Annotated in this window: 26 protein-coding genes and 1 tRNA gene; 20 read left to right on the plus strand and 7 right to left on the minus strand. The window is 66.3% G+C overall.

The window, feature by feature from the left end:
* The 3 genes from ACU5AP_RS05495 to ACU5AP_RS05505 all read left to right on the plus strand — a co-directional run.
* On the plus strand, nucleotides 1-136 hold a 136-nt coding region (locus ACU5AP_RS05495; RefSeq protein WP_446680977.1), incomplete at its 5' end, for an EF-Tu C-terminal domain-related protein.
* A gap of 316 nt (nucleotides 137-452) precedes the next feature.
* Nucleotides 453-2,045, plus strand: a complete 1,593-nt coding sequence (locus ACU5AP_RS05500; RefSeq protein ID WP_446680915.1) for an ATP-binding protein — start codon at nucleotides 453-455, stop codon at nucleotides 2,043-2,045.
* Between the two features lie 302 nt (nucleotides 2,046-2,347).
* Entirely contained in the window at nucleotides 2,348-3,661 is a 1,314-nt protein-coding gene (locus ACU5AP_RS05505) for a hemolysin family protein (RefSeq protein WP_446680916.1), read from the plus strand.
* 25 nt (nucleotides 3,662-3,686) lie between these two features.
* Here ACU5AP_RS05505 and ACU5AP_RS05510 read toward each other — a convergent pair whose 3' ends face one another.
* From ACU5AP_RS05510 to cydD, 3 genes are all read right to left on the minus strand, one after another.
* The gene (locus tag ACU5AP_RS05510; protein ID WP_313521792.1) at nucleotides 3,687-4,058 is read right to left on the minus strand and encodes a hypothetical protein; all 372 of its coding nucleotides are present in this window, start codon (nucleotides 4,056-4,058) and stop codon (nucleotides 3,687-3,689) included.
* Nucleotides 4,059-4,251: 193 nt separating this feature from the next.
* On the minus strand, nucleotides 4,252-5,916 hold the full coding sequence (locus ACU5AP_RS05515) for an amino acid ABC transporter ATP-binding/permease protein (RefSeq protein WP_446680917.1): 1,665 nt from the start codon (nucleotides 5,914-5,916) through the stop codon (nucleotides 4,252-4,254).
* Nucleotides 5,913-7,556 carry a thiol reductant ABC exporter subunit CydD gene (gene cydD / locus ACU5AP_RS05520; RefSeq protein ID WP_446680918.1) on the minus strand — a complete coding sequence of 548 codons (1,644 nt, stop codon included), beginning with the start codon at nucleotides 7,554-7,556 and terminating at the stop codon, nucleotides 5,913-5,915. Before cydD ends, ACU5AP_RS05515 begins: the two co-directional genes overlap by 4 nt.
* A 241-nt stretch (nucleotides 7,557-7,797) precedes the next feature.
* Between cydD and ACU5AP_RS05525 the strand changes: the two genes are divergently transcribed.
* The 4 genes from ACU5AP_RS05525 (at nucleotide 7,798) to ACU5AP_RS05540 (ending at nucleotide 11,519) form a co-directional block, all read left to right on the plus strand.
* Complete coding sequence (locus ACU5AP_RS05525; RefSeq protein ID WP_040346820.1) at nucleotides 7,798-9,360, plus strand: cytochrome ubiquinol oxidase subunit I; 1,563 nt, start codon at nucleotides 7,798-7,800, stop codon at nucleotides 9,358-9,360.
* Between the two features lie 25 nt (nucleotides 9,361-9,385).
* Complete coding sequence (cydB, locus tag ACU5AP_RS05530) at nucleotides 9,386-10,534, plus strand: cytochrome d ubiquinol oxidase subunit II (RefSeq protein ID WP_003165497.1); 1,149 nt, start codon at nucleotides 9,386-9,388, stop codon at nucleotides 10,532-10,534.
* Nucleotides 10,535-10,556: 22 nt separating this feature from the next.
* Nucleotides 10,557-10,676 carry a cytochrome bd-I oxidase subunit CydX gene (cydX, locus tag ACU5AP_RS05535; protein WP_003165496.1) on the plus strand — a complete coding sequence of 40 codons (120 nt, stop codon included), beginning with the start codon at nucleotides 10,557-10,559 and terminating at the stop codon, nucleotides 10,674-10,676.
* A 189-nt stretch (nucleotides 10,677-10,865) separates the two neighbouring features.
* Nucleotides 10,866-11,519, plus strand: coding sequence for an OmpW/AlkL family protein (locus ACU5AP_RS05540; protein ID WP_223851000.1), 654 nt, complete (start codon nucleotides 10,866-10,868; stop codon nucleotides 11,517-11,519).
* 65 nt (nucleotides 11,520-11,584) lie between these two features.
* Here the strand turns inward: ACU5AP_RS05540 and ACU5AP_RS05545 are convergent, their stop codons facing one another.
* Together ACU5AP_RS05545 and ACU5AP_RS05550 are read right to left on the minus strand one after the other, a co-directional pair.
* Nucleotides 11,585-12,325 (minus strand): Crp/Fnr family transcriptional regulator, encoded by a 741-nt coding sequence (locus ACU5AP_RS05545; protein WP_446680919.1) that lies wholly within the window; start codon nucleotides 12,323-12,325, stop codon nucleotides 11,585-11,587.
* 59 nt (nucleotides 12,326-12,384) lie between these two features.
* A complete protein-coding gene (locus ACU5AP_RS05550) occupies nucleotides 12,385-12,768 on the minus strand; it encodes a hypothetical protein (RefSeq protein ID WP_128720755.1) in 384 nt (127 codons plus the stop codon).
* Nucleotides 12,769-12,912: 144 nt separating this feature from the next.
* Between ACU5AP_RS05550 and ACU5AP_RS05555 the strand changes: the two genes are divergently transcribed.
* The 6 genes from ACU5AP_RS05555 (at nucleotide 12,913) to rplA (ending at nucleotide 15,938) form a co-directional block, all read left to right on the plus strand.
* The gene (locus tag ACU5AP_RS05555) at nucleotides 12,913-13,443 is read left to right on the plus strand and encodes a pyridoxamine 5'-phosphate oxidase family protein (RefSeq protein ID WP_003165491.1); all 531 of its coding nucleotides are present in this window, start codon (nucleotides 12,913-12,915) and stop codon (nucleotides 13,441-13,443) included.
* A gap of 138 nt (nucleotides 13,444-13,581) precedes the next feature.
* Nucleotides 13,582-13,657, plus strand: a tRNA-Trp gene (locus ACU5AP_RS05560).
* Between the two features lie 70 nt (nucleotides 13,658-13,727).
* Entirely contained in the window at nucleotides 13,728-14,027 is a 300-nt protein-coding gene (gene secE / locus ACU5AP_RS05565) for a preprotein translocase subunit SecE (RefSeq protein WP_003165490.1), read from the plus strand.
* Nucleotides 14,028-14,040: 13 nt separating this feature from the next.
* On the plus strand, nucleotides 14,041-14,616 hold the full coding sequence (gene nusG, locus ACU5AP_RS05570) for a transcription termination/antitermination protein NusG (RefSeq protein WP_003165489.1): 576 nt from the start codon (nucleotides 14,041-14,043) through the stop codon (nucleotides 14,614-14,616).
* A gap of 197 nt (nucleotides 14,617-14,813) precedes the next feature.
* Entirely contained in the window at nucleotides 14,814-15,245 is a 432-nt protein-coding gene (rplK, locus tag ACU5AP_RS05575; RefSeq protein ID WP_003165488.1) for a 50S ribosomal protein L11, read from the plus strand.
* 3 nt (nucleotides 15,246-15,248) lie between these two features.
* Nucleotides 15,249-15,938 (plus strand): 50S ribosomal protein L1, encoded by a 690-nt coding sequence (rplA, locus tag ACU5AP_RS05580; RefSeq protein WP_003165486.1) that lies wholly within the window; start codon nucleotides 15,249-15,251, stop codon nucleotides 15,936-15,938.
* Between the two features lie 93 nt (nucleotides 15,939-16,031).
* Here the strand turns inward: rplA and ACU5AP_RS05585 are convergent, their stop codons facing one another.
* Nucleotides 16,032-17,195: an aspartyl/asparaginyl beta-hydroxylase domain-containing protein gene (locus ACU5AP_RS05585; protein ID WP_446680920.1), complete on the minus strand. Its 1,164-nt coding sequence runs from the start codon at nucleotides 17,193-17,195 to the stop codon at nucleotides 16,032-16,034.
* Between the two features lie 190 nt (nucleotides 17,196-17,385).
* Here ACU5AP_RS05585 and ACU5AP_RS05590 point away from each other — a divergent pair, with 190 nt between their 5' ends.
* From ACU5AP_RS05590 to phhA, 7 genes are all read left to right on the plus strand, one after another.
* On the plus strand, nucleotides 17,386-18,042 hold the full coding sequence (locus ACU5AP_RS05590; RefSeq protein WP_046654324.1) for a DUF47 domain-containing protein: 657 nt from the start codon (nucleotides 17,386-17,388) through the stop codon (nucleotides 18,040-18,042).
* A gap of 6 nt (nucleotides 18,043-18,048) precedes the next feature.
* Nucleotides 18,049-19,050: an inorganic phosphate transporter gene (locus ACU5AP_RS05595; protein WP_046654322.1), complete on the plus strand. Its 1,002-nt coding sequence runs from the start codon at nucleotides 18,049-18,051 to the stop codon at nucleotides 19,048-19,050.
* Complete coding sequence (locus tag ACU5AP_RS05600) at nucleotides 19,050-19,496, plus strand: NUDIX hydrolase (RefSeq protein WP_128720281.1); 447 nt, start codon at nucleotides 19,050-19,052, stop codon at nucleotides 19,494-19,496. The genes ACU5AP_RS05595 and ACU5AP_RS05600 overlap by 1 nt, the downstream gene beginning before the upstream one ends.
* A 62-nt stretch (nucleotides 19,497-19,558) precedes the next feature.
* Nucleotides 19,559-20,113: a DUF2059 domain-containing protein gene (locus tag ACU5AP_RS05605; protein ID WP_164918029.1), complete on the plus strand. Its 555-nt coding sequence runs from the start codon at nucleotides 19,559-19,561 to the stop codon at nucleotides 20,111-20,113.
* A gap of 296 nt (nucleotides 20,114-20,409) precedes the next feature.
* Nucleotides 20,410-20,925, plus strand: a complete 516-nt coding sequence (rplJ, locus tag ACU5AP_RS05610; RefSeq protein WP_003165479.1) for a 50S ribosomal protein L10 — start codon at nucleotides 20,410-20,412, stop codon at nucleotides 20,923-20,925.
* Nucleotides 20,926-20,980: 55 nt separating this feature from the next.
* Nucleotides 20,981-21,361: a 50S ribosomal protein L7/L12 gene (gene rplL, locus ACU5AP_RS05615; protein ID WP_003165478.1), complete on the plus strand. Its 381-nt coding sequence runs from the start codon at nucleotides 20,981-20,983 to the stop codon at nucleotides 21,359-21,361.
* Between the two features lie 189 nt (nucleotides 21,362-21,550).
* Entirely contained in the window at nucleotides 21,551-22,426 is an 876-nt protein-coding gene (gene phhA / locus ACU5AP_RS05620; protein WP_003165476.1) for a phenylalanine 4-monooxygenase, read from the plus strand.
* Nucleotides 22,427-22,680: 254 nt separating this feature from the next.
* Here phhA and ACU5AP_RS05625 read toward each other — a convergent pair whose 3' ends face one another.
* Nucleotides 22,681-24,111 (minus strand): alkaline phosphatase PhoX, encoded by a 1,431-nt coding sequence (locus ACU5AP_RS05625; protein ID WP_446680921.1) that lies wholly within the window; start codon nucleotides 24,109-24,111, stop codon nucleotides 22,681-22,683.
* Between the last annotated feature and the right edge of the window lie 46 nt (nucleotides 24,112-24,157).

Here is a 24,157-nt window from a genome sequence, read left to right on the forward strand (position 1 = left end):
GATCATGCCGGGCGACAACGCCGAGCTGGACGTCGAGCTGATCACGCCGATCGCGATGGAAGAGAAGCTGCGCTTCGCCATCCGTGAAGGCGGCCGCACCGTCGGCGCCGGTGTCGTGGCCAAGATCGTCGAGTAATCGACGATCCTCGCCACGCGAGACTAAAGCCTAGGCGGGAGCTCGCTCCCGCCGGGGCCAAGATCGTCGAGTAATATCGACGGGCGGCTTTCGAGCCGCACAGTACGAGTATGCGTAAGCGTACCGGCCTCAAGCAGCCCGCAAGGGCGGTAGGCCGCAGTAAAGCGTAACAGAGCGGCCCCCGGAGAAATCCGGGGGCCGTTTTGCTTTCTGACGATGCATTGAATCAGAGCGGGCGCCCGACTTTGGTCGAATGGGACGGTTAAGCTTTTCTCAGCCAGGCGTGGGCCATCAGGCGCCGCTGAAAGGAGCATCTATGACTGACGTTGACTGGCCCCGCCGCGCCGGCCTCTCCGCCGCGCTCGACGAGGCCGCCATCGTGGCGATCACGGATCGCGCCGGCCGTATTCTGTACTGCAATGACAAGTTCGAGGCGGTCAGCGGCTACTCGCGCGAGGAACTGATCGGTCAGACGCACAGGGTGGTGAACTCGGGCGTCCACCCGCGCGACTATTTCCGCAATCTGTATCGCACCATCGCGGGGGGCGAGGTGTGGCGCGGCACCATCCAGAACCGCACCAAGTCGGGCGAGCCCTATTGGGTCGATACGACCATCGTGCCGAACCTGGGGTCTGACGGGCGGCCCGAGACCTACACCGCCATCCGCTTTGAGGTGTCGGACCACGTCCGCGCGCTCAAGGCCCTGGAACTGGCGCAGGCCGAGGCGCGACAGGCCGCCGAGGTGCGGGACCGTTTCTTCGCCAACATCAGCCATGAGGTGCGCACCCCGCTGAACGCCGTGCTGGGCCTGGCCTCGGCCCTGGCGCACACGACGTTGACGTCGCGCCAGACCGAGATGCTGAAGTTGATCACCGGAGCAGGGGACGCCCTGCGTCGCGTGCTGGACGACATGCTGGACCTGTCGAAGATGCAGGCGGGTCAGTTCAGCCTGTCGCTGACGCCGTTTGACCTCAGAACCGACATCGAGGCCGTCGTCGAGATGCGCCGCGCGGTCGCCGAGGACAAGGGGCTGACGCTGGACGTGGCGTTTGCGCCGAGCGCGCAGGGGCAGGTGATCGGCGACGGCGTCCGCATCACCCAGATCGTATCCAACTTGGTGTCCAATGCGGTGAAATTCACGGCTGAGGGGCGTGTATCTGTTCGTGTCGACGTGCGCGCCGAGGACAACCGGGAACATCTGATCATTGAGATCGAGGACACGGGCATGGGCTTTGACGCCGAAGCGGCGCGACGCCTGTTTGATCCCTTCGTTCAGGCCGATGACGCCATATCGCGCCAGTTCGGCGGTACAGGTCTGGGCCTGTCCATCTGCAAGTCGTTGGCCGAGTTGATGGGCGGAGAGATTGCCGCAGAGTCGGCGCTGGGCGAGGGCAGTCTGTTCCGTGTGGTCCTGCCCGTCGAGCGTGTGGCGGCGGTCGTGGCCGAACCGGCGGCGACATCGGTTGAAGCGGCGCATGCGTCGGATGAGGGCGCGCAGATTCGCGTCCTGGCGGTCGAGGACAACCCGGCCAATCAGATGGTGGTGCGCTGCCTGCTGGAGCCGCTGGGCTTCGAGATCGTCACTGCCGACAACGGTCTGGAAGGCGTGCGGCGTTTCGAGCAGGAGCATTTCGATATGGTGTTGATGGACATGCAGATGCCGGTCATGGACGGGCTGGACGCCATGCGCCGCATCCGCGCCGACGAAGCGCGACTGGGCGCCGAACGCACGCCCATCGTCATGCTGACGGCCAATACGACCGAAGTTCACCATCTGAAGGCGGTGCAGGCGGGCGCCGATCATCTGGTGTCCAAGCCTGTCACTCTGGACATCCTGTTGCAGGGGATGGAGCAGGGCGCCGCCGCCGCCGCTGAATGGTCGGGCGAGCCGGTTCTTTCGGCCGCCTGACCGCAGGAACCGGGCCGCGCGGCTCGGCGTTCAGAAGCGGTCGTCAATGATCGGTTAACCACGATGAAACGCGCCGCTCGTCTAGGCTTGATGATTGGTCTGGTGATCGGGCTCAGCGCCTGCGCCGCCGGACATATGAGGCAAGGCGACGTCGATACGGGCTTCTACGGCGGCGTCGAAGCGGCTCGAACGGGCTGAACGCCGCAGTTTTGACAACAGTGCTGGCGCAGACGAGGCTTCGCCTTTACTATCGGCTGCGCGGACGCCGTTAGTCGCGCCGCGTCAGGGCTTCTCCCTTTTCGATGTTGACCATCGCTATCGTCGTCGTGCTGCTGCTTGTGGTGCTGAACGGCCTTTTCGCCATGACCGAACTCGCGGTCGTGTCCTCCCGCAAATCCAAGCTTCAGAGCCGCGCCGAACGAGGCGACCGCGGCGCCCGCGCCGCGTTGAAGCTGGCCGAGGAGCCGACTCAGTTCCTTTCGGCGGTTCAGGTGGGCATCACCCTGATCGGCATTCTGGCGGGCGCCTACGGTCAGGCCGCCATCGCAGGCGAGCTGGATGACATCCTGACGGCGAACCTGCCGGCCCTGGCCCCCTATTCGCAGATCATCGCCACCGGCGTGGTCGTGGTGCTGATCACCTATGTCTCGCTGATCGTCGGCGAACTGGTGCCCAAGCGGCTGGCCCTGATCTTCCCCGAGACCATCGCCTCCAAGATGGCCGGTCCGATCTCGACCCTGGCCCTGGTGATGAAGCCGTTCGTGTTGCTGCTGACGGCCTCGACCTCGGGCATCCTCAAACTGCTGGGCGTCAAGGACCGCGACGGCTCGGACGTCACCCAGGAAGAGGTGGAGAGCATTCTGGCCGAGGGCACTTCTGCGGGCCTGATCGAGCCGGAAGAGCAGGAGATGATCGAAGAGATCCTGCGCCTGGGCGACCGGGCCGTGCGCGTGGCCATGACGCCGCGTCACGAGGTTTACTGGATCGCCCTGGACGATTCGGAAGAGATGCTGCGCGAGGAAATCCGCACCTGCCCCTATTCGCGCATCGTGGTGGCGCGCGACAACGACATCGATAATCCGTTGGGGGTGGTCCACAAGAAGGATCTGCTGGATAGCCTGCTGGACAACGGCGAGTTCAATGTCGAGAAGCTGGTGGCCGAGCCGGCCTTCATCCCGCAGTCGACCTCGGTGCTGAAGGCGCTGGAGATCCTGAAGGGCTCGAAGGTGCACATGGCCTTCGTGGTCGATGAATACGGCGCCTTTGAAGGCGTGGTCACGGCGACGGATCTGCTGGAGATGATCGCCGGCGACTTCAACGAGAGCCATGACGAGGCCGAGACGGCCGTGCGCAAGCGCGCTGACGGCACCTGGGCTGTCGACGGTCAGATCGATCTGGATGAACTGGGTGAGGCCCTGGGCGAAGACTTCGGCGAGCATGAAGGCTTCCACACGGTGGCGGGCCTGGTGCTGCACCATCTGTCGCGGGTGCCGAACGAGGGCGACGTCCTGCAACTGGGGCGTTTCGAGGTCGAGGTCATCGACATGGACGATCGACGTATCGACAAGCTGTTGTTCCGCCCGGTCATCAAGGGCGAAGAAATCGACGCCGCCTGATCCAGGCGGCGTCGATCATGACGGTTCAGTCGCGATCCAGCGGCTGGACCAGGGCGACCCGATAGGGACGCATGGGGCCGCCCGGCTCGGCCAGGGAGACGTATTCCCCCGGCACGAAGCGTTCGCTTTCGAGGCGGAAGCCGACGGCGTCGGACTCTTCGCCGGGGAAGTCCAGCACCCAGCGGCCGTCGGCGCCCTGAGACAGTTGGCCGACCGCCAGGGTTTCGCCGTCGTGGAAACGACGGACGCGCGTGCGCTCAGGCGCAGCGAGCAGAGCCGCCGCGTCCAGCCGTGATTGCTGGTCCAGCGTCATGACCAGATCATAGCCGTCGCGCGGATCGCCGTGCGGCGCATCGGCCTCGCGGGCCAACTCCAGCCGGATATGGTGCAGCGTCATGGTCAGCGCGCCTTGCGGTCGGCCAGGTTGCTGCTGATCACGCCATAGGCCATGGCGGCCATGAAGGTGAGGAAGAAGGCGCCCATGGCGGCGACGGGAGCGACGATTTCTGAAGGCATGACAGTTCTCCTATGCCGACAGCAGAGCCTATCTCGGCCCTCTTCGCCTTGATGGAGATCAAAGGTCTCGCAGATCAGGCCGCGGCCCGAAGCGGTCCGACGTCGGCCTGGATATGGCCGTTCTGGCTGATGCCGCTGACCGTCAGAGCCTGATCGCAAAGGGTCAGGGGGGCCGGGCGGTGGCTGACCAGGATCAGGCCCTGGCCCGTGCGTTGGAGGCGTTGCGACAGCCGGTCCAGCACCTTGGCCTCAGTGGCGGCGTCCAGTCCTTCGGTCGGCTCGTCCAGCACCAGCCAGGGGGCGGGGCGCAGATAGGCGCGGGCCAGGCCCAGGCGCCGCCGCTCGCCGCCTGACAGCCGTGCGCCGTTTTCGCCCAGAGGCGCGTCCAGGCCGCCGGGCGCGGCGCGGATGCGATCAGCCAGTCCGGCGTCCTCCAGCACGGCCCAGAGCTGGTCGTCATCCGCCGTGGGGGCGGCCAGGCGCAGGTTCTCGCGCACCGTTCCAGCCATCAGCACCGCCTGTTGCGGCGCATAGGCGAACAGCGGCCGCACCGCATCCGGGGCCAGGGCGGCGCCGTCCATATCGGCGAAGGCGACCTCGCCTGGAATGGGCGCGCGCAGATGCATCATCCGCTCGATCAGGGTGGTCTTGCCCGCGCCTGAGCGGCCCACGACAGCCAGGCGTTGAGGCGGCGTGAGGCGCAGATCGGCGAATGACAGGCGAAGCGTCGGCGCTGCGGCGGCAGGCGCCGCGACGGGCGCTTCCCCATCCAACAGTTCGCCCAGACGCTGGACGGCGACCGCGACGGCGCCGTTCTGGCGCAGGGCGTTGAGCAGATTGCCGGCGCTCTCGATCGTGGCGACGGCGGCCAGCATGGCTAGCGCCGTCAGGGCGGGAGAGGCGGCGCCTGCGGCCAGCGCCGCGCCCGTGACGCCTAGCGCCATGGCCAGGGTCTGGCCCGCCATCAGCCAGCCTCCGGCGCGGGCCAGGGCCTCTGCGGCGGCCTCGACGGCGCCGCCCTGACGGGCCAGGCGGTCCACGGCCCAGTCCTTCATGCCATAGGCCTGAAGTTCAGGCGCGGCGGCGGCCATGGCGGCGAAGTCGGTCTTGAAGTCGCCCATGGCCTCCTGCAAGCGGCGGCCCGCAGGTTCGGCCAGACGACGGCCCATGAGGACGCCCAGCGCCACGCTGACTACGGCGGCCAGCGCCACCGCAACGGCCGCCTGCCATCCGGCCAGCGAGGCCATCACCATGCCGGTCAGCAGGCCTGCGCCCGCACTCCACGGGGCGGACAGGCGCACGAAACGGTCCTGAACGGCGTCGACGTCCTGCACCAGACGGGCCGAGGCCTCGCCGCCCGCCAGCGACAGGGCGCGGGTCGCGGGGCCGCGCGCCAGGCCGTCGAACAGCTGGGGGCGCAGGGCGGCCAGCGCCTTCAGCGCCGCCTCGTGTCCGGTGACGCGCTCGCCATAGCGGGACGCGGTGCGCACGATGGCCAGAAAGCGGATGACCGCGCTGGGCACCAGATAGTTGAACGCCTGGGCCGCGGCCGGTCCGACGGCGCCGGCCAGGGCGGATGCGGTGATGAACCAGCCTGACACCCCCAGCAGGGCCACGGCCCCGGCCGAGACCAGCGCCCCCGTGACCGAAGCGGCCAGCAGGCGCGGAAACTGGGCGCGCTCCTGGGCGCGGATCATGGCCTTGAGGCGGGCGACGCCGGGAGAGGACTGAGGCTTCACAGGCGCACCACCACATCGGCCAGTTCGGCCACGGCGTCGGAATGGGTCGCGATCAGGGTCGTGCGCCCGCGCGCCGCCTCGCGGATGAGCGGCAGCAGGGCGGCCTCGGCCGCGGCGTCCAGATTGGCGGTCGGCTCGTCCAGCAAAAGCAGGGGCGAGGGCTTGAGGAAGGCGCGGGCCAGGCCCAGACGCCGCCGCTCGCCGCCTGACAGGCCGCCGCCGCGCTCGTCGATCCGGCGGTCCAGCGCGCCGTCGAGCCCCGCCTTGCGGGCGGCCTGTTCGATTTCTTCGGGCGTAGCCCCGCGCCGGGCCAGGGCGATGTTCTCGGCCAGGGTTCCGCGGATCACGACCGGGGCCTGACCGGCCCAGGCGATCCAGGCGGCCAGGTCGGGATTGTCCGACAGGCGCGCGTCGCCGACTTCAACCTCGCCTCCAGACAGGGGCGCCAGGCCCAGGAAGAGGTTCAGCAGGCTGGTCTTGCCTGCCCCGCTGAGGCCGGTCAGGGCCACGATGGAGCCGGGCGCGACCGTCAGATCGAAGCCGCTGAGGACCGGCGCGCCCTCATAGGCGATCGCCACGTCTTTGAAACGCACGGCGGGCGCTGCGACGGGCGGGGAGGGGCGGGCGCGGGGCGCCTCGTCGGCCTGGTCCAGGCGGCTGAGGCTGGGGACGGCGGACTCGGCGGCCTGACGGTCGTGATAGGCGGCGGCGAGACGGCGCATGGGCTGATAGACCTCGGGCGCGAGGGCGAGGACGAAGAAGGCCTGCGTCAGGCTCAGTTCGTCCGGCGCGGGGAAGGGCAGCAGCTTCAGCAGGTTGAAGCCGCAGTAGACGGCGACCAGGGCCACAGCCAGGGCTGAGAAGAACTCCAGCACCGCCGAGGACAGGAAGGCGACCTTCAACACCTTGCCGGTGCGGCGGGCCAGGTCGTCCGAGGCGCGGGCGATGACGCGGGTCTGCTGCGCCTCGGCCTGGAAGGACAGGATGGCGGGCAGGGCGCGCACCCGGTCCAGGAACAGGCCCGACAGCCGTTCCAGCGCCTGGAACTGACGGCGGCTCTCGGCGCCGGCCGCCATGCCGGTCAGGGCCATGCCCAGCACGAAGGGCAGCAGGGTGAAGATCAGGATGCCGGCGGTGAAGGGGCTGACGATCCCCGCCGCCAGGATCAGGATCAGGGGTGAGACGGCCGCCGCCGTTCGGGCGGGGGCGAAGCGGGCGACGTGGCCGTCCAGGGCCTCTACGCCCTCGGCGGCGGCGGTCATGGCGGCGGCGTCAGACAGGCGGCCGCTCAAGGCGCCTTTCAGCGCGTGACGTCGCAGGCCGTTCTTGGCGGCGCGGGCGGCGCGGGTGTTGACGAAGACCGCGCCCTGGTTGAGCGCGGCGCGCGCGATCAGGGCGACAGTCGCCAGAATCAGGCCGGGAACGGCTTCGGCCAGACCCTGCGGCAAGGCGCCGACGGCCAGGGCCAGTCCGGCGGCGAAGCCGATGGCGGGAACCGTGTCCGCGATCACCAGGGCGCCGCCCAGGCTCATCAGGCGACGCCAGGGCGACAGGGCGGATTTCAACCAGGCTGCAGGCGCCGTCGTCTCTGCGATTCGTCGCGAATCCGCCTGTTGAGGGTCGACCGGCTGGGCCGTCATCACGTCTCCTGGTGCGCCATTCTGGGAATGTGGGCCTGATCCGGCTTCATCCAATGCAACCGGCCACGATAGAGGATGGGGCAAAAAGCCTATGTGGCGAAAGGTCTTTGGGCGAAACGCCCTCTAGTTCAAGTCGCTGTCGCCAGCTTTGATCAGGATCAAGGCGCGCCAAACGGTGCGACTTTAGGTTATAGTAGAACGCCGGTCGATGGGGGCTGGCGGTCAGGAGCCTGAACCCATGATCGACCTGGCGGTCGTAGACCTGTCACGCCTTCAGTTCGCACTGACGGCGCTATACCACTTTCTATTCGTGCCCCTCACATTGGGCCTCTCCTTCATGCTGGTCATCATGGAGAGCATCTATGTGATGACCCGCAGGCCCATCTGGCGGACGATCACCCGCTTCTGGGCCACGCTGTTCGGCATTAACTTCGTGCTGGGCGTCGCCACCGGCATCACCATGGAGTTCCAGTTCGGCATGAACTGGAGCTACTACTCGCACTACGTCGGGGACATCTTCGGGGCGCCGCTGGCGATCGAGGGCCTGATGGCCTTCTTCCTGGAAGCGACCTTCGTGGGCCTCATGTTCTTCGGCTGGGACAAGCTGAAGCCGGTGACTCACCTGTTCGTCACCTTCCTGACGGCGCTGGGCACCAACCTGTCGGCCCTGTGGATCCTGATCGCGAACGGCTGGATGCAGAACCCGGTCGGCGCGGCCTTCAATCCGGACACCATGCGTATGGAGGTCACGGACTTCATGGCCGTGCTGTTCAACCCGGTGGCCCAGGCCAAGTTCGTCCATACCGTTTCGGCCGGTTATGTCTGCGCCTCGGTCTTCGTGCTGGGCGTGTCGGCCTTCTATCTGCTGAAGGGCAAGCACAAGGGCTTCGCCAAGCGGTCGATGACGGTGGCCGCAGCCTTCGGTCTGGCCTCGTCGCTGTCGGTCGTGGTTCTGGGCGATGAGTCGGGCTACGCCCTGACCGACAACCAGAAGATGAAGCTCGCCGCTCTGGAGGCCATGTGGCACACCGAAGAGGCCCCGGCGGGCCTGACGGCCATCGGCTTCCCCAGCCTGGAAGACCGCAAAACGCACTATGAGGTGAAGATTCCCTATGTTCTGGGTCTGATCGCCACGCGCAGCGTCGACAAGCCCGTCGAAGGCATTCTGAACCTGGTGGCTATCGCCGAGGACCGCATTGAGCGCGGCGTCGTGGCCTACGACGCCCTGGAGAAGATCAAGGCTGATCCGACCGACATGGCTGCGCGCGGCCAGTTCGAGACGGTCCGCAACGACCTGGGCTACGGTCTGCTGCTGAGACGCTATGTCGAGGATCCGCGTCTGGCCACGCCCGAACAGATCCAACTGGCGGCCTGGAGCACGGTGCCGAACGTGCCGGTGATGTTCTGGACCTTCCGCGTCATGGCGGGGATCGGTTTCCTGATGATCGGCCTGTTCGCCACGGCCTTCATTCTGTGCACCTTGCGCAAGCACGAAACCCGGTGGTTCCTGCGTCTGGCCGTTCTGGCCATTCCGCTGCCGTGGATCGCGATCGAGTTCGGCTGGATTCTGGCCGAGGTCGGCCGCCAGCCCTGGGCCGTGGAAGGCGTCCTGCCGACCTTCCTGGGCGCATCCAGCCTGACGGTGACGCAACTGTGGACGACGATCATCGGCTTCACCGTGCTTTACGGCGCCCTGGCCGTGATTGAAGTGGGCCTGATCCTCAAGGCCATCAAGAAGGGCCCCTTCCACGAACAGGAAGCCCAGGACGAGTCGGCGGCAGACGCCGAACCGGCCGTGGCCTGACGCTTCAGATCAAGGATAATCGAAGATGGAACTTCCTCTCGACTTCGCCACGCTTCGCCTGATCTGGTGGGGACTGGTCGGCATTCTGCTGATCGCCTTCGCCCTGACGGACGGATTCGACCTGGGCGTCGGCGCCCTTCTGCCCTTCGTCGCCAAGACGGACGAAGAGCGCCGCATGGTGATCAACACCGTCGGCGCCACCTGGGAAGGCAACCAGGTATGGTTCATCCTGGGCGGCGGTGCGATCTTCGCCGCCTGGCCCTTCGTCTACGCCGTCAGCTTCTCCGGCTTCTATCTGGCGATGTTCCTGGTGCTGTCGGCGCTCATACTGCGCCCGGTCGCGTTCAAGTATCGCTCCAAGCGGCCCGAAGCGAAGTGGCGCTCGATGTGGGACTGGGCGCTGTTCATCGGCGGCTTTGTGCCGGCACTGGTGTTCGGCGTGGCCATGGGCAACGTCCTGCTGGGCGCGCCCTTCCGCCTGACCAGCGAACTGCGCGCCTTCTATGACGGTTCGCTGCTGGGCCTGTTCACGCCGTTCACTCTGATCGCGGGTCTGCTGTCCGTGGCCATGTTGGTGTTGCACGGCGCCGCCTGGCTGGGGCTGAAGGCCGAACGGGGGCCCGTGGCCGACCGCGCACGCATGATCGGCACCGTCGCCGGCGTGCTGAGCATCGCCCTGTTTGCGATCGGCGGCCTGATGGTGGCCTATGGCGACATGGGCTTCCGCATCACCGGAGCCCTGGACGTCAACGGCCCGTCGAACCCGCTGCGCACCACGGTCGAGGCGGTCTCAGGCGCCTGGATGGACAACTACGGACGCTATCCGTGGATGATGATCGCTCCGGCGCTCGGTTTCCTCGGCGCGGCGGCGGCGGTCCTGGGCCTGTGGCGCCGCAGCGAGCCCCTGGCCTTCGGCGGTTCGTCGCTGTCGGCGGTGGGCATCATCTCGACCGTCGGCCTGTCGATGTTCCCCTTCATCCTGCCCAGCACGGTCGACCCGCAGTCCAGCCTGACGGTGTGGAACGCATCGTCCAGCCACTTGACGCTGTTCATCATGCTACTGGTGACGCTGATCTTCCTGCCGCTGATCCTTCTCTACACGGCCTGGGTCTACAAGGTGCTGTGGGGTCGTTCCACGACCCAGGCGCTGCGCAGCAACCCCGACCTCTACTGATCCCGCGAAAGGAGATCATTCCATGTGGTATTTCGCCTGGATCCTTGGCCTGGGCCTTGCGGTGCTCTTCGGGGTGCTGAACGGCCTGTGGCATGAGTTCCAACTGTCGGACGCCGGAGACGAGGGCCATTCAGAGCCCTGACGCTTCGGCCGCTGATACCAGCGGAAATATCCCCTTCGGCGTTTGTCGGAGGGGATTTTTCTTGGCTGAAACCGAAGAAATATCCATGGCTTGCGATGGATCAAGGCTGTACGGCGGTTGCAGGCGCATGGTCGGCAAGACATCGAAGCCGGGCGTTTTTCGATCCGGCGAATGTCGGGGATTAAACTAATGAAAACCGCCGCCGCATTGATCGCTTCCGTCAGCCTGCTGGCCGTCGCGGGCGCCGCCTCGGCCCAGAACGCCGCGCCTGAACAGGTAGGCAAGGGCTCGTTGATCGTCACGGCCCGCATGACGGGCGTCCTGCCGCAGGCCGACGACGCCATCGTCACCGCCGCTGGGGCCGACAGCGGCCTGAAGGTCGATGTCGGCGACGACTGGATGCCGACGCTGGGCTTCACCTATTTCGTCGCCGACCACTGGGCCGTCGAGGCCATCCTGGGCGCCACCCAGCACGAAGTCCGGGCCAAGGGCGGCGCCACCGACGTGGCCGTGCACGAGACCTGGGTGCTGCCGCCGGTGGTGACGCTGCAATACCGGCCGACGCCGAACGCGACGGTCAGCCCCTATGTCGGGGCGGGCGTCAGCTACATGGCCTTCTTCAGCGGCAAGGATAAGAACGGCTTCGAGGTCGATCTGGACGACGGCTTCGGCGTCGCGCTTCAGGCCGGGGCGGACTGGAACCTCTCCGGCCCGTGGACGCTGAACCTCGACGCCAAAAAGGTGTGGTTCGACACGGACGCCAAGATCAACGGCGGCGCGCTGAAGAGCAGCGTCAGCCTGGATCCCTGGGTCGTGTCGGTGGGCGTCGGCCGCAAGTTCTAAAGCCGATGCAGGGAGGGGCGCGGAACGTCAGGCCGCGTCCCCTTCACCTTTTTTCTGAAATGAGATCAGGCGGCGCCTTCGCCCAGGGCCTTCAGCGCGGCCGGATCGGGCAGGGCGGCGTCATTGCCCGGCAGCAGCTGGATCAGGCCCGAGGTCTTGAACTGGGTGAAGACCCGGCTGACCGTCTCGATCGTCAGGCCCAGATAGTCGGCGATGTCCAGCCGCGTCATCGGCAGGTGGACGTGGCCCACGGCGCCGCCCAGCTGCACCTGTCGCTCGGACAGGCGGGTCAGGAAGCTGGCCAGCCGCTCGCGCGCGGTCTTGCGGCCCAGCAGGACGATCTGCTCCTGCGCGGCCATCAGTTCGTCCCCGGCCAGGGCCACCAGGCGGTGCTCTAGCGCGGGCAGGGCGTTCAGCAGTTGATCGAAGTCGCCGCGCCGGAAGCGGCAGGCGTTCAGCGGCGTCAAAGCCTCGGCCGTGAAACTGGACGGACCGCGTCCGCCCAGGCCCAGGAAGTCGCCCTGGAACAGGAAGCCGGTGATCTGGCGTCGTCCGTCGGGCAGCAGGCGATACAGCTTCACCGCGCCGTCTACGACGTTGAAGACATAGGGGTTCGGATCGCCTTCATGGAACAGAGCCTGTCCCGGCTGGGCCGAGACGCTTTCGCTGGCGCAGGCCATGCTCTGCAGTTCATGGCCCTTCAGGTCCGCGCAGACGCCCAGCGGGCGGGCGCCGCAGGTGGAGCACGGATGGACGTCTTCCAGACGCACCTCTTCGATTTCGGCCTGGGCCGCAGCGGTGTTCACGAACGTCGTCTCCCGGATAGCGCGGCAGTCTAGGCGATAAGCGGCCGATTCCGAATAGGTCAGCCTGTCCTAGCCGTCAGTTCGGCGGCGCAGTCCGGTGCGGCGGCTTCCTCCGCGTAGCGTAGCCGAGCGCCCAACTGGCAGGCCAGGGCGGTCAGTTCGACGGCCAGGCTCTGCCGCACCAGGGGCCGCACCCCCATTTCGCGCACCACGAAGGGACCGGCCCACAGGGTCTCGCCGTACTCCAGATCGGGCTGGCGCCACCAACTGACGAAGCCCAGCACCCCGCCGCGCTGATTGCGGGCGCTGAGGATGCCCCGGCTTTCCGGTGCGGCGCGCCAGGCGGACAGGAAGGCGTTCCACTGCGCCGGCTCCAGATTGGGCCGCCACAACCGCGCCAGGGCGAAGGCGGCCGGCGCCTCGGCTTCGCTGAGGGGGGCCACCTCCAAGCGAGGCGCATCGGACGCGAAGCGGGACTCTGTCATAGGGGCATTGGAACCGAAGCCGCGTCCAGTCGCCTTGATCTGCGTCAAGGCTGCATCGAAGCTGTTCAGTCAATCTGTCTCGTCATCTTCTGGAGAAACGCCATGAGCTCGACCTCGCGCATCACCCCGATCCACGGCGGCGCGGTGGCCGCCATTCTCAAGCTGCTGGACAGCCAGAAGCTGATGACCCTGGCCGTGAACCGGGCCGACGGACGGCCGCAGGCGGCGACGCTGGGCTATCTGAACGACGGGCTGAACCTCTATTTCGTCACCGCTCGCGACAGCGAGAAGCTGAAGAACATGACCGCCGACCCGCGCGTCGGCGTGGCCGTGCGCGGCGTGGGCGAGGAAGGGGAGGCGGTCGGCGTCTCCATCGACGGCCGCGCAGAGGAGGTCACGGATGGCGACGAGGTGAAGCGGCTGAACGACCTGATCATCGCCCGCTCGCCCGACCTCAGCCCCTGGGCGCCCGGCGGCGACGCCGTGGCGGTGGTCAAGGTGATTCCCGAAGAGATCGAGGCGGTGGCGGTGGTGGAAGGCCGCAGCCGGGCCCAGACCTTTTCGATCGGCGATTCCGACGCCCTGGTGAAGGGGCTGAGCTATGAGCCCAGCGCCGTAGCGCGTCTGTTCTGAGGAAAATCCGCGACTTCGCGCGTCTGCGGCGCAGATGGCCCTTGAAATGACGGTGGGGCTCGGGCATACGCCCCCCTCTGGCGAGGGTCGCGCCGCTGGGTGGTTATCCACGGCGCGCTGATCTTTGTCCGGGACACTAGGAGTGTAGCTCAGCTGGTAGAGCATCGGTCTCCAAAACCGAGGGCCGGGGGTTCGAGTCCCTCCACTCCTGCCATTCCCCCTGTTGTGATCGCCTGGGACTTCCCATGTGGAGCAGCAGGATCCAGAGGTTGAAGAGACGTCAAATGGCCAAGGCGAAGACCCCGGGCGGCCGCCGCACCACGGGGACCAAGACCGCAGCAGCCGCGCAAGGCGCAGCGACCGTGGCTGTCGACGCGCCCGCGCCGAAGAAGAAGACGTCCATCCCGCAGTTCATCAGCGAAGTTCGCGCTGAAGCCCGCAAGATCGTGTGGCCCAGCCGCAAGGAGACCTGGATCACCTCGGTGATGGTCTTCATCATGGTGCTGATCGCGGCCGCCTTCTTCTGGATCGTCGACACGGGTCTCGGCTTCGCGTCCCGCATCATCCTCAGCCTTGGCCAATAAAGGAGACGCGCACATGACCGATGCAGCGCCCAAGCCGGCGGCCAACCCCCGCCACAAGTGGTACATCGTCCACGCCTATTCGAACTTCGAGAAGAAGGTCGCCGAGCAATTGCGCGACCAGGCCAAGCAACAGGGCCTGGAAGACGCCTTCTCTGAAATCCTGGTTCCGACCGAGGACGTCATCGAGATCCGCCGCGGCAAGAAGGTCAACGCCGAGCGCAAATTCTTCCCCGGCTATGTGCTGGTGAAGATGGAGATGACCGACGAGGCCTATCACCTGGTCAAGAACACGCCGAAGGTCACGGGCTTCCTTGGCGCCGCGGGCGGCACCAAGCCCCTGCCGGTCTCGGAGCGTGAAGTTCAGAACATCATCGGCCAGGTGGAAGAGGGCGTCGAGCGTCCGAAACCCACTATCCGCTTCGACATCGGCGAGAACGTCAAGGTCATCGACGGCCCGTTCGCCAGCTTCGATGGTCAGGTCGAAAGCGTCGACGAAGAGAACGCCCGCCTGCGCGTGGCCGTCTCGATCTTCGGGCGCCCGACCCCGGTCGAGCTGGAGTACAATCAGGTGGAGAAGGTCAGCGCCTGATCGGCTGCTGACGCCACGCAGAGATCGGGACCGTCTTCGGGCGGTCCCGTTTGCGTTTTCAGGGTCTGCCTGCTAAACGCGCGCCTTCGCTGGACGGCCTTCGAGTCGCCCGGCGGCAAATCCGTGGAAGGCAGCCATGCCGCACCACGGCTCACCGGCCGGGCGCATCGTCGCCGGGTCATTCATAGGAGAGACCAATGGCCAAGAAGATTCTCGGCTATATCAAGCTGCAAGTGCCGGCCGGTTCGGCCACGCCTTCGCCCCCGATCGGCCCGGCTCTGGGTCAGCGCGGCGTGAACATCATGGGCTTCTGCAAGGAGTTCAACGCACGGACCGAGAAGGAAGCCAAGGGCACCCCGCTTCCGACCGTCATCACCGTCTATCAGGACAAGTCGTTCACCTTCATCACCAAGACGCCGCCGGCGACCTGGTATCTGAAGCAAGCCGCCGGCATCAAGTCGGGCGCCAAGCTCGTCGGCCGCGAGTTCGCCGGCAAGATCACGCAGACGCAACTGCGCGAAATCGCCGAGAAGAAGATGAAAGACCTGAACGCGAACGACCTGGACGCCGCGTCGCGCATCATCGAGGGCTCGGCCCGCGCCATCGGCATTCAAGTGGTGGAGGGCTAAGACATGGCTAAGCTGACCAAAGCCCATAAGGCCCGCACGGGCGTCACCGAAGACCTGCTGGCCTTCTCGGACGCCATCAAGCTGGTGAAAGACAACGCCAAGGCCAAGTTCGACGAGTCGATCGAAATCGCCATCAACCTGGGCGTCGACCCGCGTCACGCCGACCAACAGGTCCGCGGCGTGGTGAACCTGCCCTCGGGCACCGGCCGTGACGTCCGCGTCGCCGTCTTCGCCAAGGACGCCAAGGCTGATGAAGCCAAGGCGGCCGGCGCCGAGCACGTCGGCGCTGAAGACCTGTACGAGAAGATCGCCGGCGGCTTTATGGACTTCGACCGCGTGATCGCGTCGCCGGACATGATGGCCCTGGTCGGTCGTCTGGGTAAGGTGCTGGGCCCGCGCGGCCTGATGCCGAACCCGAAGGTCGGCACCGTGACCCCGAACGTCGCTCAGGCCGTCAAGGACGCCAAGGGCGGCGCTGTCGAGTTCCGCGTCGAGAAGGCGGGCATCGTCCACGCCGGCATCGGCAAGGCCTCCTTCACCCAGGACGCCCTGGAAGCCAACGTCAAGGCCATCGTGGACGCCCTCGTCCGCGCCAAGCCGTCGGGCGCCAAGGGCACCTATGTGAAGCGCATCGCCCTGTCCTCGACGATGGGCCCGGGCTTCAAGATCGACCCGGCTTCGCTGGGCGCCTGATCCGGCTTCACGGCTAAGAATGACGACGGCCCCGGAAGAGAGATCTTCCGGGGCCGTTTTCTGTTGGGCGGGCTTGAGAGGCCAGTCGGGGATTCAGCCTCCCGTGAACTCTCGCTGCGCCTTCATCATCTCGGTGATCAGCCGTTTCTCGCCGTCGTCGAGGTAAGGGTTCCAGACGTCGAAGATCAGGATGACGCGCATGGCCTCCGCCTCATTCCACGCTTCATGCTCGATGGTGTCGTCAAAGACCCAGGCGCGGCCCATCTCCCATTCGCGCACTGTATTGCCCACGCGGAAGCGCGCCGGTCCCGGCAGGACCAGCGGCAGGTGCGTCAGCAGGCGCACGTTCGAGGAGCCGGTGTGCGGCGGAATATGCGTCTTGGGCTGAAGCGCCGAGAACATGGCGGTGGGCGCGAAACCGTCCTGATCCGCCATGGGCAGGCTTTCCAGCAGGGCGGCGGTCCGGGGCGCGCGGGCGCAGACTTCATCCTGGCGGCGGCCGTCCTTCCATAGGAAGAGGGAGCTCCATTTGCGCGAGTGGTTCAGTTCGCCCCACTGATTGACCGGCGCGCCCTTGGGATAGGCGATGTAGGGCGAGAACTCGTCGAAGGCGGTTTCGAGCAGGGTCGCCAGTTCGGCCTGGATGACAGGGGTCGCCTCTTCCAACTGCGCCAGCCAGGGAAACAGGGTGCGGTCATAGAAGGGGATGACCGGCAGACGCGGATAGTTGAGCAGGAGCGGCTGTTGCTTGGGCGGCTGTTTCAGACCAGCGTAGATCTCCAGGCCTTCTTCAAAGCGATCCCGGCTGGCTTCGCCCAGTTCGGTTTTCAGCGGCGCGATACGATCCTTCATGAACTCGGCCAGCGCCTTGGCGTGTCGGTCGATCAGGTTGCTGGCGTAGTCCATCTGGCTGACGACGCCGGGCGGGCAGGAGGCGCGCGGCGGGGCGATCTTCAGGGCGTTGCGATAGACTTCGACCGCCGTCTTGGTCTGGTTGATCTTCTCCAGCATGGCGCCTTTAGCCAGCAGCGCCATGAAGTCGTAGGGCCGCATGTCGAGCGCTTCGTCCAGGACGTGCAGGGAGGCGTGGTAGTCCCCCATAAGGCGCAGGGCGACGGCGCGGTTCAGGGTGGCGTTGTGCGTTTTACCGAACTGATCCGCCTGATCCAGCAACCGCAAGGCGGACTGGGGGTCGCGACGCGCTAGAGCCTGGCCGGCTTCGACAAGCAGGCGCTCCTGCTCCGCAGGGTAGGTCATGACACTTTCAGACGCTATTTGAACACAAAGATGACATTTTATTCATGCGCCTCGGCTGGAACGGCGTCAATGGCTGGGGGAGAAATCCGAGAATCCGTATGCGGATGACTTGACGAAGGGGCCGGAAGCCGGGACTTGGGGCGCCGGCTCGGTCCTCGGTATGCGCGAGGCGGCCTTGCGGAGACGACCCATGCTCAACTGGTTCCAGGCGCTGTTGCCGAAGGAAGACAACTTCTTCCGGCTGTTCGACGCCCACGCTCAGTCGCTGGTTCATGGCGCGGGCGCCCTGCGTCAGATGATGAACGGCGGACCCGAGACCGGGGAATGGTGCGCCAAGGTGGTCGCCCACGAGGAAGAAGCCGACGAGATCGCGCGCGAGGTGCTGTTCGCCGTGCGCCGCAGCTTCATCACTCCGTTTGACCGTTCGGACATCCGCGGCCTGACCAACTCGCTGGACGACACCATCGACCAGATGCAGAAGGCGGCCAAGATCGTCACCCTGTACGAGATGCGCGATTTCTCGCCCAAGATGCAGGAGTTGGCCGACATCGCGGTCGAATGCGCGGCCCTGACGCAGGAGGCCTTCGGCCTGCTGCCGGCGATGCGCAAGAACCATGAGCGGCTGGCGATCCTGACGGAGCAGATCACCAACCTGGAAGCCCGCAGCGACGACCTCTATGATGCGGGCATGAAGGCGCTTTATGAGGCGCACCGACACGACATGACGGGCGGCAACACCCTGGGCTTCATCATCGGCAGTCAGTTGCTGGATCACCTGGAGAAGGTGATCGATCGCTTCGAGGACGTGGCCAATCGCATCAATGGCGTCTTGGTCGAGCACCTGTAGGGCGCCATGGATCACGCCCTCCTGATCCTGGTCTTCCTGATCGGCGTCGCCCTGCTGTTCGACTTCCTGAACGGCCTGCATGACGCGGCCAACTCGATCGCCACCATCGTCGCCACGCGCGTCCTGCCGCCGATCTATGCGGTGGGGTGGGCGGCCTTTTTCAACTTCATCGCCTTCCTGTTCTTCGGCCTGCACGTCGCCGACACCATCGGGCGGGGCATCATCTCGCCGGACGTGATCTCGGATCAGGTGATCTTCGGCGCCCTGATGGGGGCCATCAGCTGGAACGTCATCACCTGGCTGGGCGGGATCCCGTCGTCCAGTTCGCACGCTCTGATCGGCGGCCTGCTGGGAGCGGGCATCGCCAAGGCGGGGGCCAGCGCCGTGGTCATCGCCGGGGTGCTGAAGACGGTGGGCGCCATCTTCATGTCGCCGGCCATCGGCTTCCTGCTGGCCCTGCTGCTGGTGCTGATCGTGTCCTGGCTGTTCGCCAAGGCCAATCCCAACTTCGCCGACCGGGTCTTCCGGGGTTTGCAGTTCGTGTCAGCCTCGGCCTATTCCCTGGGCCACGGGGGCAATGACGCCCAGAAGACGATGGGGATCATCGCCATCCTGCTTTATTCGCGCGGCATGCTGGGCGGCGAGTTTCACGTGCCGTTCTGGGTGGTCATCACCTGTCAGGCGGCCATCGCTCTGGGCACTCTGTTCGGCGGCTGGAAGATCGTTCACACCATGGGATCGCGCATTACGCGGCTTAGCCCCCAGCAGGGTTTCTGCGCTGAGACGGGCGGGGCCATCACCCTGTTCGCGGCGACCAGCATGGGCATTCCGGTGTCGACCACCCACACCATCACCGGCGCCATCGTCGGCGTGGGCGCGGCCAAGCGCGTCTCGGCCGTGCGCTGGAGCGTGGCGCGCAGCATCGTCACAGCCTGGTTCATCACCATGCCGGCCGCCGCGGCCATCGGCGCCCTGTTCTACGTCCTGGGCGGGCTGTTCCTGACCTGATGTCCAGCAAGCCCCGCACCTTGTCTTCGGAAACGCGCCAGATCGCGGCCTTGCCTTGGCGGCATGGCTCGAACGGCGTGGAGATCATGATGATCACCTCGCGCGAGACGCGGCGCTGGGTCATCCCCAAGGGCAACCGCATGGCCGGCAAGACCGACGCCGAGGCCGCCGTGATCGAGGCCTATGAAGAGGCGGGCGTCCAGGGCGACGTCATGGGCGCGCCGATCGGCTGGTTCCGGTACGGCAAGCGGCTGAAGTCCGGGCGGGTCCAGGCCACCATCGCCAGCGTCTATCCGCTGGAGGTCTTCATCCAGCTGGGCGCCTGGCCCGAAGACGCCCAGCGCGAGCGCCGCTGGATGTCGACCGAAGACGCCGCCGCTGTGGTGGACGAGGTCGAATTGGCTGAACTGATCCGCGACTTCGATCCGGGGCGCGGGACGGAGTAGGGCGCGCGCTTTCAATGGCGAACGGTGTTCGTTATGGGTGTGGCCTCGCTATGGAGAATCCGATGTCGCCCGTTCTGTCCGCCGTCTGTTTCACCCTTGTTGCGATAGGAGCGACCTTTGCGGCGCCCGTCCATGCTCATGCGTCGCTCGAGGAACAGGCCAAGGCCTCTGTGCAGGCTCCGGACAATCGCGCGGCCTTGACCCGTCGCTATCTGGAGTTGACCACGGGCGGCATCGACAAGCTCGTACAGCAACTGGTCAGCGATGAACTCATGGGCATGGCCGACGAGATGCCGGCCGAACAGTTGGAGTGGTTCCGCGCCAATACCGTCATCATCATGCGGCCTCATATGGATGGACTGATCCGGAGCTTGAGCGACGATATCCAGACGCGCTTCACCGAGGCCGAACTGGAGGCTTTGGTCGGTTTCTACGACACGCCGCAGGGGCGCGCGATCGCCGCCAAGCAGATGGAGATGGGCGGCGCCTTGAACCAAGCCATGCAGGGCTTCCAGATGGCCTATCTGCAAGATTTGATGACCAAGTTTTGCGGCGCCTTTGACTGTGAGGCCATGACCCGACAGGCGGCGGGCGGAGCCAAGCCCTCCAAGCGTTGATTTTCCCGCCGGGCCGTGTATAGAGCCCGCATCTCGTCAGGGCCTCGGTTCTGACGATGCCTGTCCGAGAACTTCGGGATGCGGGGGTCGCCCGCGTCGTAAACGTCCAGAGAGCCCTCTGGCGCCGTGGGGAGATGGGGATGCAAAGACCTTTTGCCTGCCGGCATCCGGCGGGCGGGCTACGCTTCCTTCGGACAATAAGACCGGCCTGAACGCTGTGCAGCGATGCATGGCGCTTAAGCCAAATCCGTCGTCGGGAATAAGCCCGGCGGCGAATACCAAAACTGGAGACCACAATGGACCGCGCACAAAAAGCCGAGTCGATCGAATCGCTGAAGAGCGTGTTCGCCGACGCGGGCGCCGTGGTCGTGACCCACAACCTGGGTCTGACCGTTGTGGAGATGGAAGACCTGCGTGGTCGCCTTCGTAAAGAAGGCGGCGCGTTCAAGGTGGTGAAGAACCGTCTGGCGCTCAAGGCGCTGGGCGTCGAGGAAGGCAGCGAGTACCACAGCCTGTTCAAGGGCCCCGTGGGCATCGCATACGCCGCCGATCCCGTCACTGCCGCCAAGGTCACGGCCGAATTCGCCAAGGGCAACGACAAGTTCGTCATCCAGGGCGGTTTCATGGGCGACAAGGTTCTGGACGCCAAGGGCGTCGAGGCCCTGTCCAAGCTGCCGTCGCTGGACCAACTGCGCGGCAAGCTCATCGGCCTGCTGCAAGCCCCGGCGACCAAGGTTGCCGGCGTCCTGCAGGCGCCGGCCGGCCAACTGGCGCGCGTCTTCAACGCGTACGCGACCAAAGACGCCGCCTAAGCCCCGTCATCTCTGCATATCTCTCTGAACCTCATCCTACCGAAGGAAGACTAAAATGGCTGATCTCGCCAAAATCGTTGAAGAACTGTCGGCTCTGACCGTCCTGGAAGCCGCTGAACTGTCGAAGCTGCTGGAAGAGAAGTGGGGCGTTTCGGCCGCCGCTCCGGTCGCCGTCGCCGCCGTCGCCGGCGCTGCTGAAGCCGCTCCGGCTGGCGAAGAGCAAACCGAGTTCACCGTTGTCCTGGTTGACGGCGGCGACAAGAAGATCAACGTCATCAAGGAAGTCCGCGGCGTCCGCACCGACCTGGGTCTGAAGGAAGCCAAGGACCTGGTCGAAGGCGCTCCGCAGCCGGTCGTCGAGAACGTCTCGAAGCAGACCGCTGAAGAGCTGAAGAAGAAGCTGGAAGAAGCCGGCGCCAAGGTCGAAATCAAGTAAGATTTCGGAACTGGCCTCTGGATCTCCAGAGACAGCTTTCAAAGCGAAGCGGGTCGGAGGGAAACCTCCGGCCCGTTTTCTTTTGCGCTGCGCCGCGCCACGAAAGCGCTGCAACAGCCGTGCGTGACGTGGACGGAAACGCGCGCTAATCTGCCCCGAAAGGCCATCAGAGCCGTGAGGAGCGTCCCCATGTCCGACTTCGAGCACGTTTTCGAGCAGCCGCCGGAAGGCGCCGCCGCCGACTGGACCATCCCTCAGAACTGGTCGGCCTATACCGAGGTCGAGCATCAGACCTGGAACACCCTGTACGAGCGGCAGATGAAGATCCTGCCGGGTCGCGCCAGCGAGGCCTTCCTGCGCGGCCTGGACGCGCTGGACCTGAACGCAGGCGGCATTCCCGACTTCGAGGTCATCAACCCCAAGCTTCAGGCCCTGACCGGCTGGACCGTGGTCTGCGTGCCGGGGCTGGTGCCGGACGAGGTCTTCTTCGACCATCTGGCCAACCGCCGCTTCGTCTCGGGCCAGTTCATCCGCAAGCCGGACCAACTGGACTACCTGCAGGAGCCGGACATCTTCCACGATGTGTTCGGCCATGTGCCGATGCTGACCGACCCCGACTTCGCCGCCTATATGGAGGCCTACGGCAAGGGCGGGCAGCGGGCGGCGTCGCTGGGCATGCTGCCGAACCTGGCGCGCCTCTACTGGTACACGGTCGAGTTCGGCCTGATGCAGGAAGCGGGCGAGCTTCGCATCTATGGCGCGGGCATCGTGTCGTCGGCGACCGAGAGCGTCTTCAGCCTGGAAGACCCCTCGCCGAACCGTCTGGGCTTCGACCTGGAGCGGGTGATGAAGACCCTCTATCGGATCGACGACTTCCAGCAGGTCTATTTCGTCATCGACAGCATCGAACAGCTGAAGCGAGAGACGCTTCAGGACTTCGGCCCGATCTACGACCGTCTGCAAGGCGCCGAGGCTCTGCCGATCGAGGCCGTGCTGCCGACCGACAAGGTGTTCACGCACGGCACCCAGGCCTACGCCGCCAAAGGCGGGCGGTTCGCGGCATAGGCGGCGCATCTTCTCCCTCCCCCTGAAGGGGAGGAAGAAAAAACAGAGTCCAATTCGTCTGAAACGTCTGAATCTCTCCTCTGCGGCGGCGCGGGGGAGGGATCATCGCATGGGCGCAGGCGACAGTGTGAAAGCGCGGGTCTACGCGAGCCGACGCCGGAAATTGTCTGCGTTTGGACGGTGAGGATGCGCTGACATTCCTCTGTCCGTCCCCCTCGGGACAGGCCCGAGGGGGACGGTATGGGGGAAGGGCCTCAGACCCTGAACCGCTCCCACGGGCCGGTGACGGCCAGCGTCATGCCAGGGGAATACAGGTTCACGAACATGGTCCGGCCGTTCGGGGCCCAGCAGACGCCAGCGAATTCGGTGTTCGATTCATCGGCGTCGTGGCGCATGGCGTTGCGGGCGATGGCGTAGACGCGCCCATCGGGAGTGACGCCCTTTACATGCTGGGTGCCGACCTGTTTGTCCTCGCAGCCGATGACGTGGCCGTTGGGGGCGATGGCGATGTTGTCGACATAGTCCAGCACGGCGCGGTCGCCCGCCTCGACGAACAGCTCCAGCACGCCCGGTTGGGCGGCCTCGTCCGACTGGCCCTCGCGCGGGCTGGGGACGTAGCGCATGATCTGGCCGTGACGGCCGACGCCGCCCGAGGTGCAGGTGAAATAGAGGTGGTCGCCCGCCCAGTGGACGCCTTCGCCGCGCGCGAACAGGGCCGCGCCCGAGGCGTGGCCGCGCAGGGATAGGTCGCCGTCGGGGCTTTCGACATGATCCAGGTCGACCCAGCGCACGGCCAGGCGCTGGCCCTGGCGCCACAGGACGTCGTTCCAGTTGCGGGTGTCGCCGCGCGCCTGATCGACCAGGGCCAGGGCCTGAAGGCGGCCGCCCGTCTGCAGACGGCGCGGGTCGGTCGGCAGGTAGCGGTAGAAGAGGCTCTCGGCCGTGTCCTCGGTCATGTAGACGACGCCGGTGCGCGGATCGATGCAGGCGGCCTCGTGCTTGAAGCGGCCCATGGCGCGGATCGGGGTCGGATCGACCAGGCCGGTGGCGCGCGACGGAACCTCGAACACCCAGCCGTGGTCCTGAGGCAGGCCGTCCTTGGTCCCGGCGACGATCTCTTCGCAGCTCAGCCACGAGCCCCAGGGGGTGACGCCCCCGGCGCAGTTGACCGCCGTGCCGCCCAGGCTGAGGTGCTGGCGCTCGGCGCGGCCGGTCCTGAGGTTGTAGACGACGGTGGTGGTGCCGCCGCCCAGCGGAGCGACCGCGCCGTTCTCATCGGGATAGACGCCGTAGACGCGGGCGCGGTCCAGGTCGCCGACCAGTCGGTGATTGGCGCCCCAGGCGCTGGCGTTGAACTCCAGCGGATTGACCTCGTGGTTGCGGACCAGGATCACCCGGTCCTCATCCAGCCCGAAACAGCCCATGCCGTCGAACTTGTCGGGGGTCAGCAGGCCGTCGGCCATGGTCTCGCCCGCCTGGGACGCCACGCGGTAGGAGAAGCCCTCGGGCAGGTCCAGCAGGCCATAGGGATCGGCCTTCATCGGGCCGTAGCCGAACACCTCGTTGCGCGAGGGGTCGTCGACGAAGCCGCCCGGTTCGGCGGCGACGGCGTGGGCGCGTTTGGCGTAGCCCGACAGGGCGAGGGCGGCGGCGGAGGCCATGAAGGCGCGGCGTGAAGCGATCATGCCCCGTGCTTACGAGCGGTGCATTACGGTCCGATGACGGCGGCTT

The organism is Brevundimonas sp. RM1 (genome assembly GCF_052907225.1).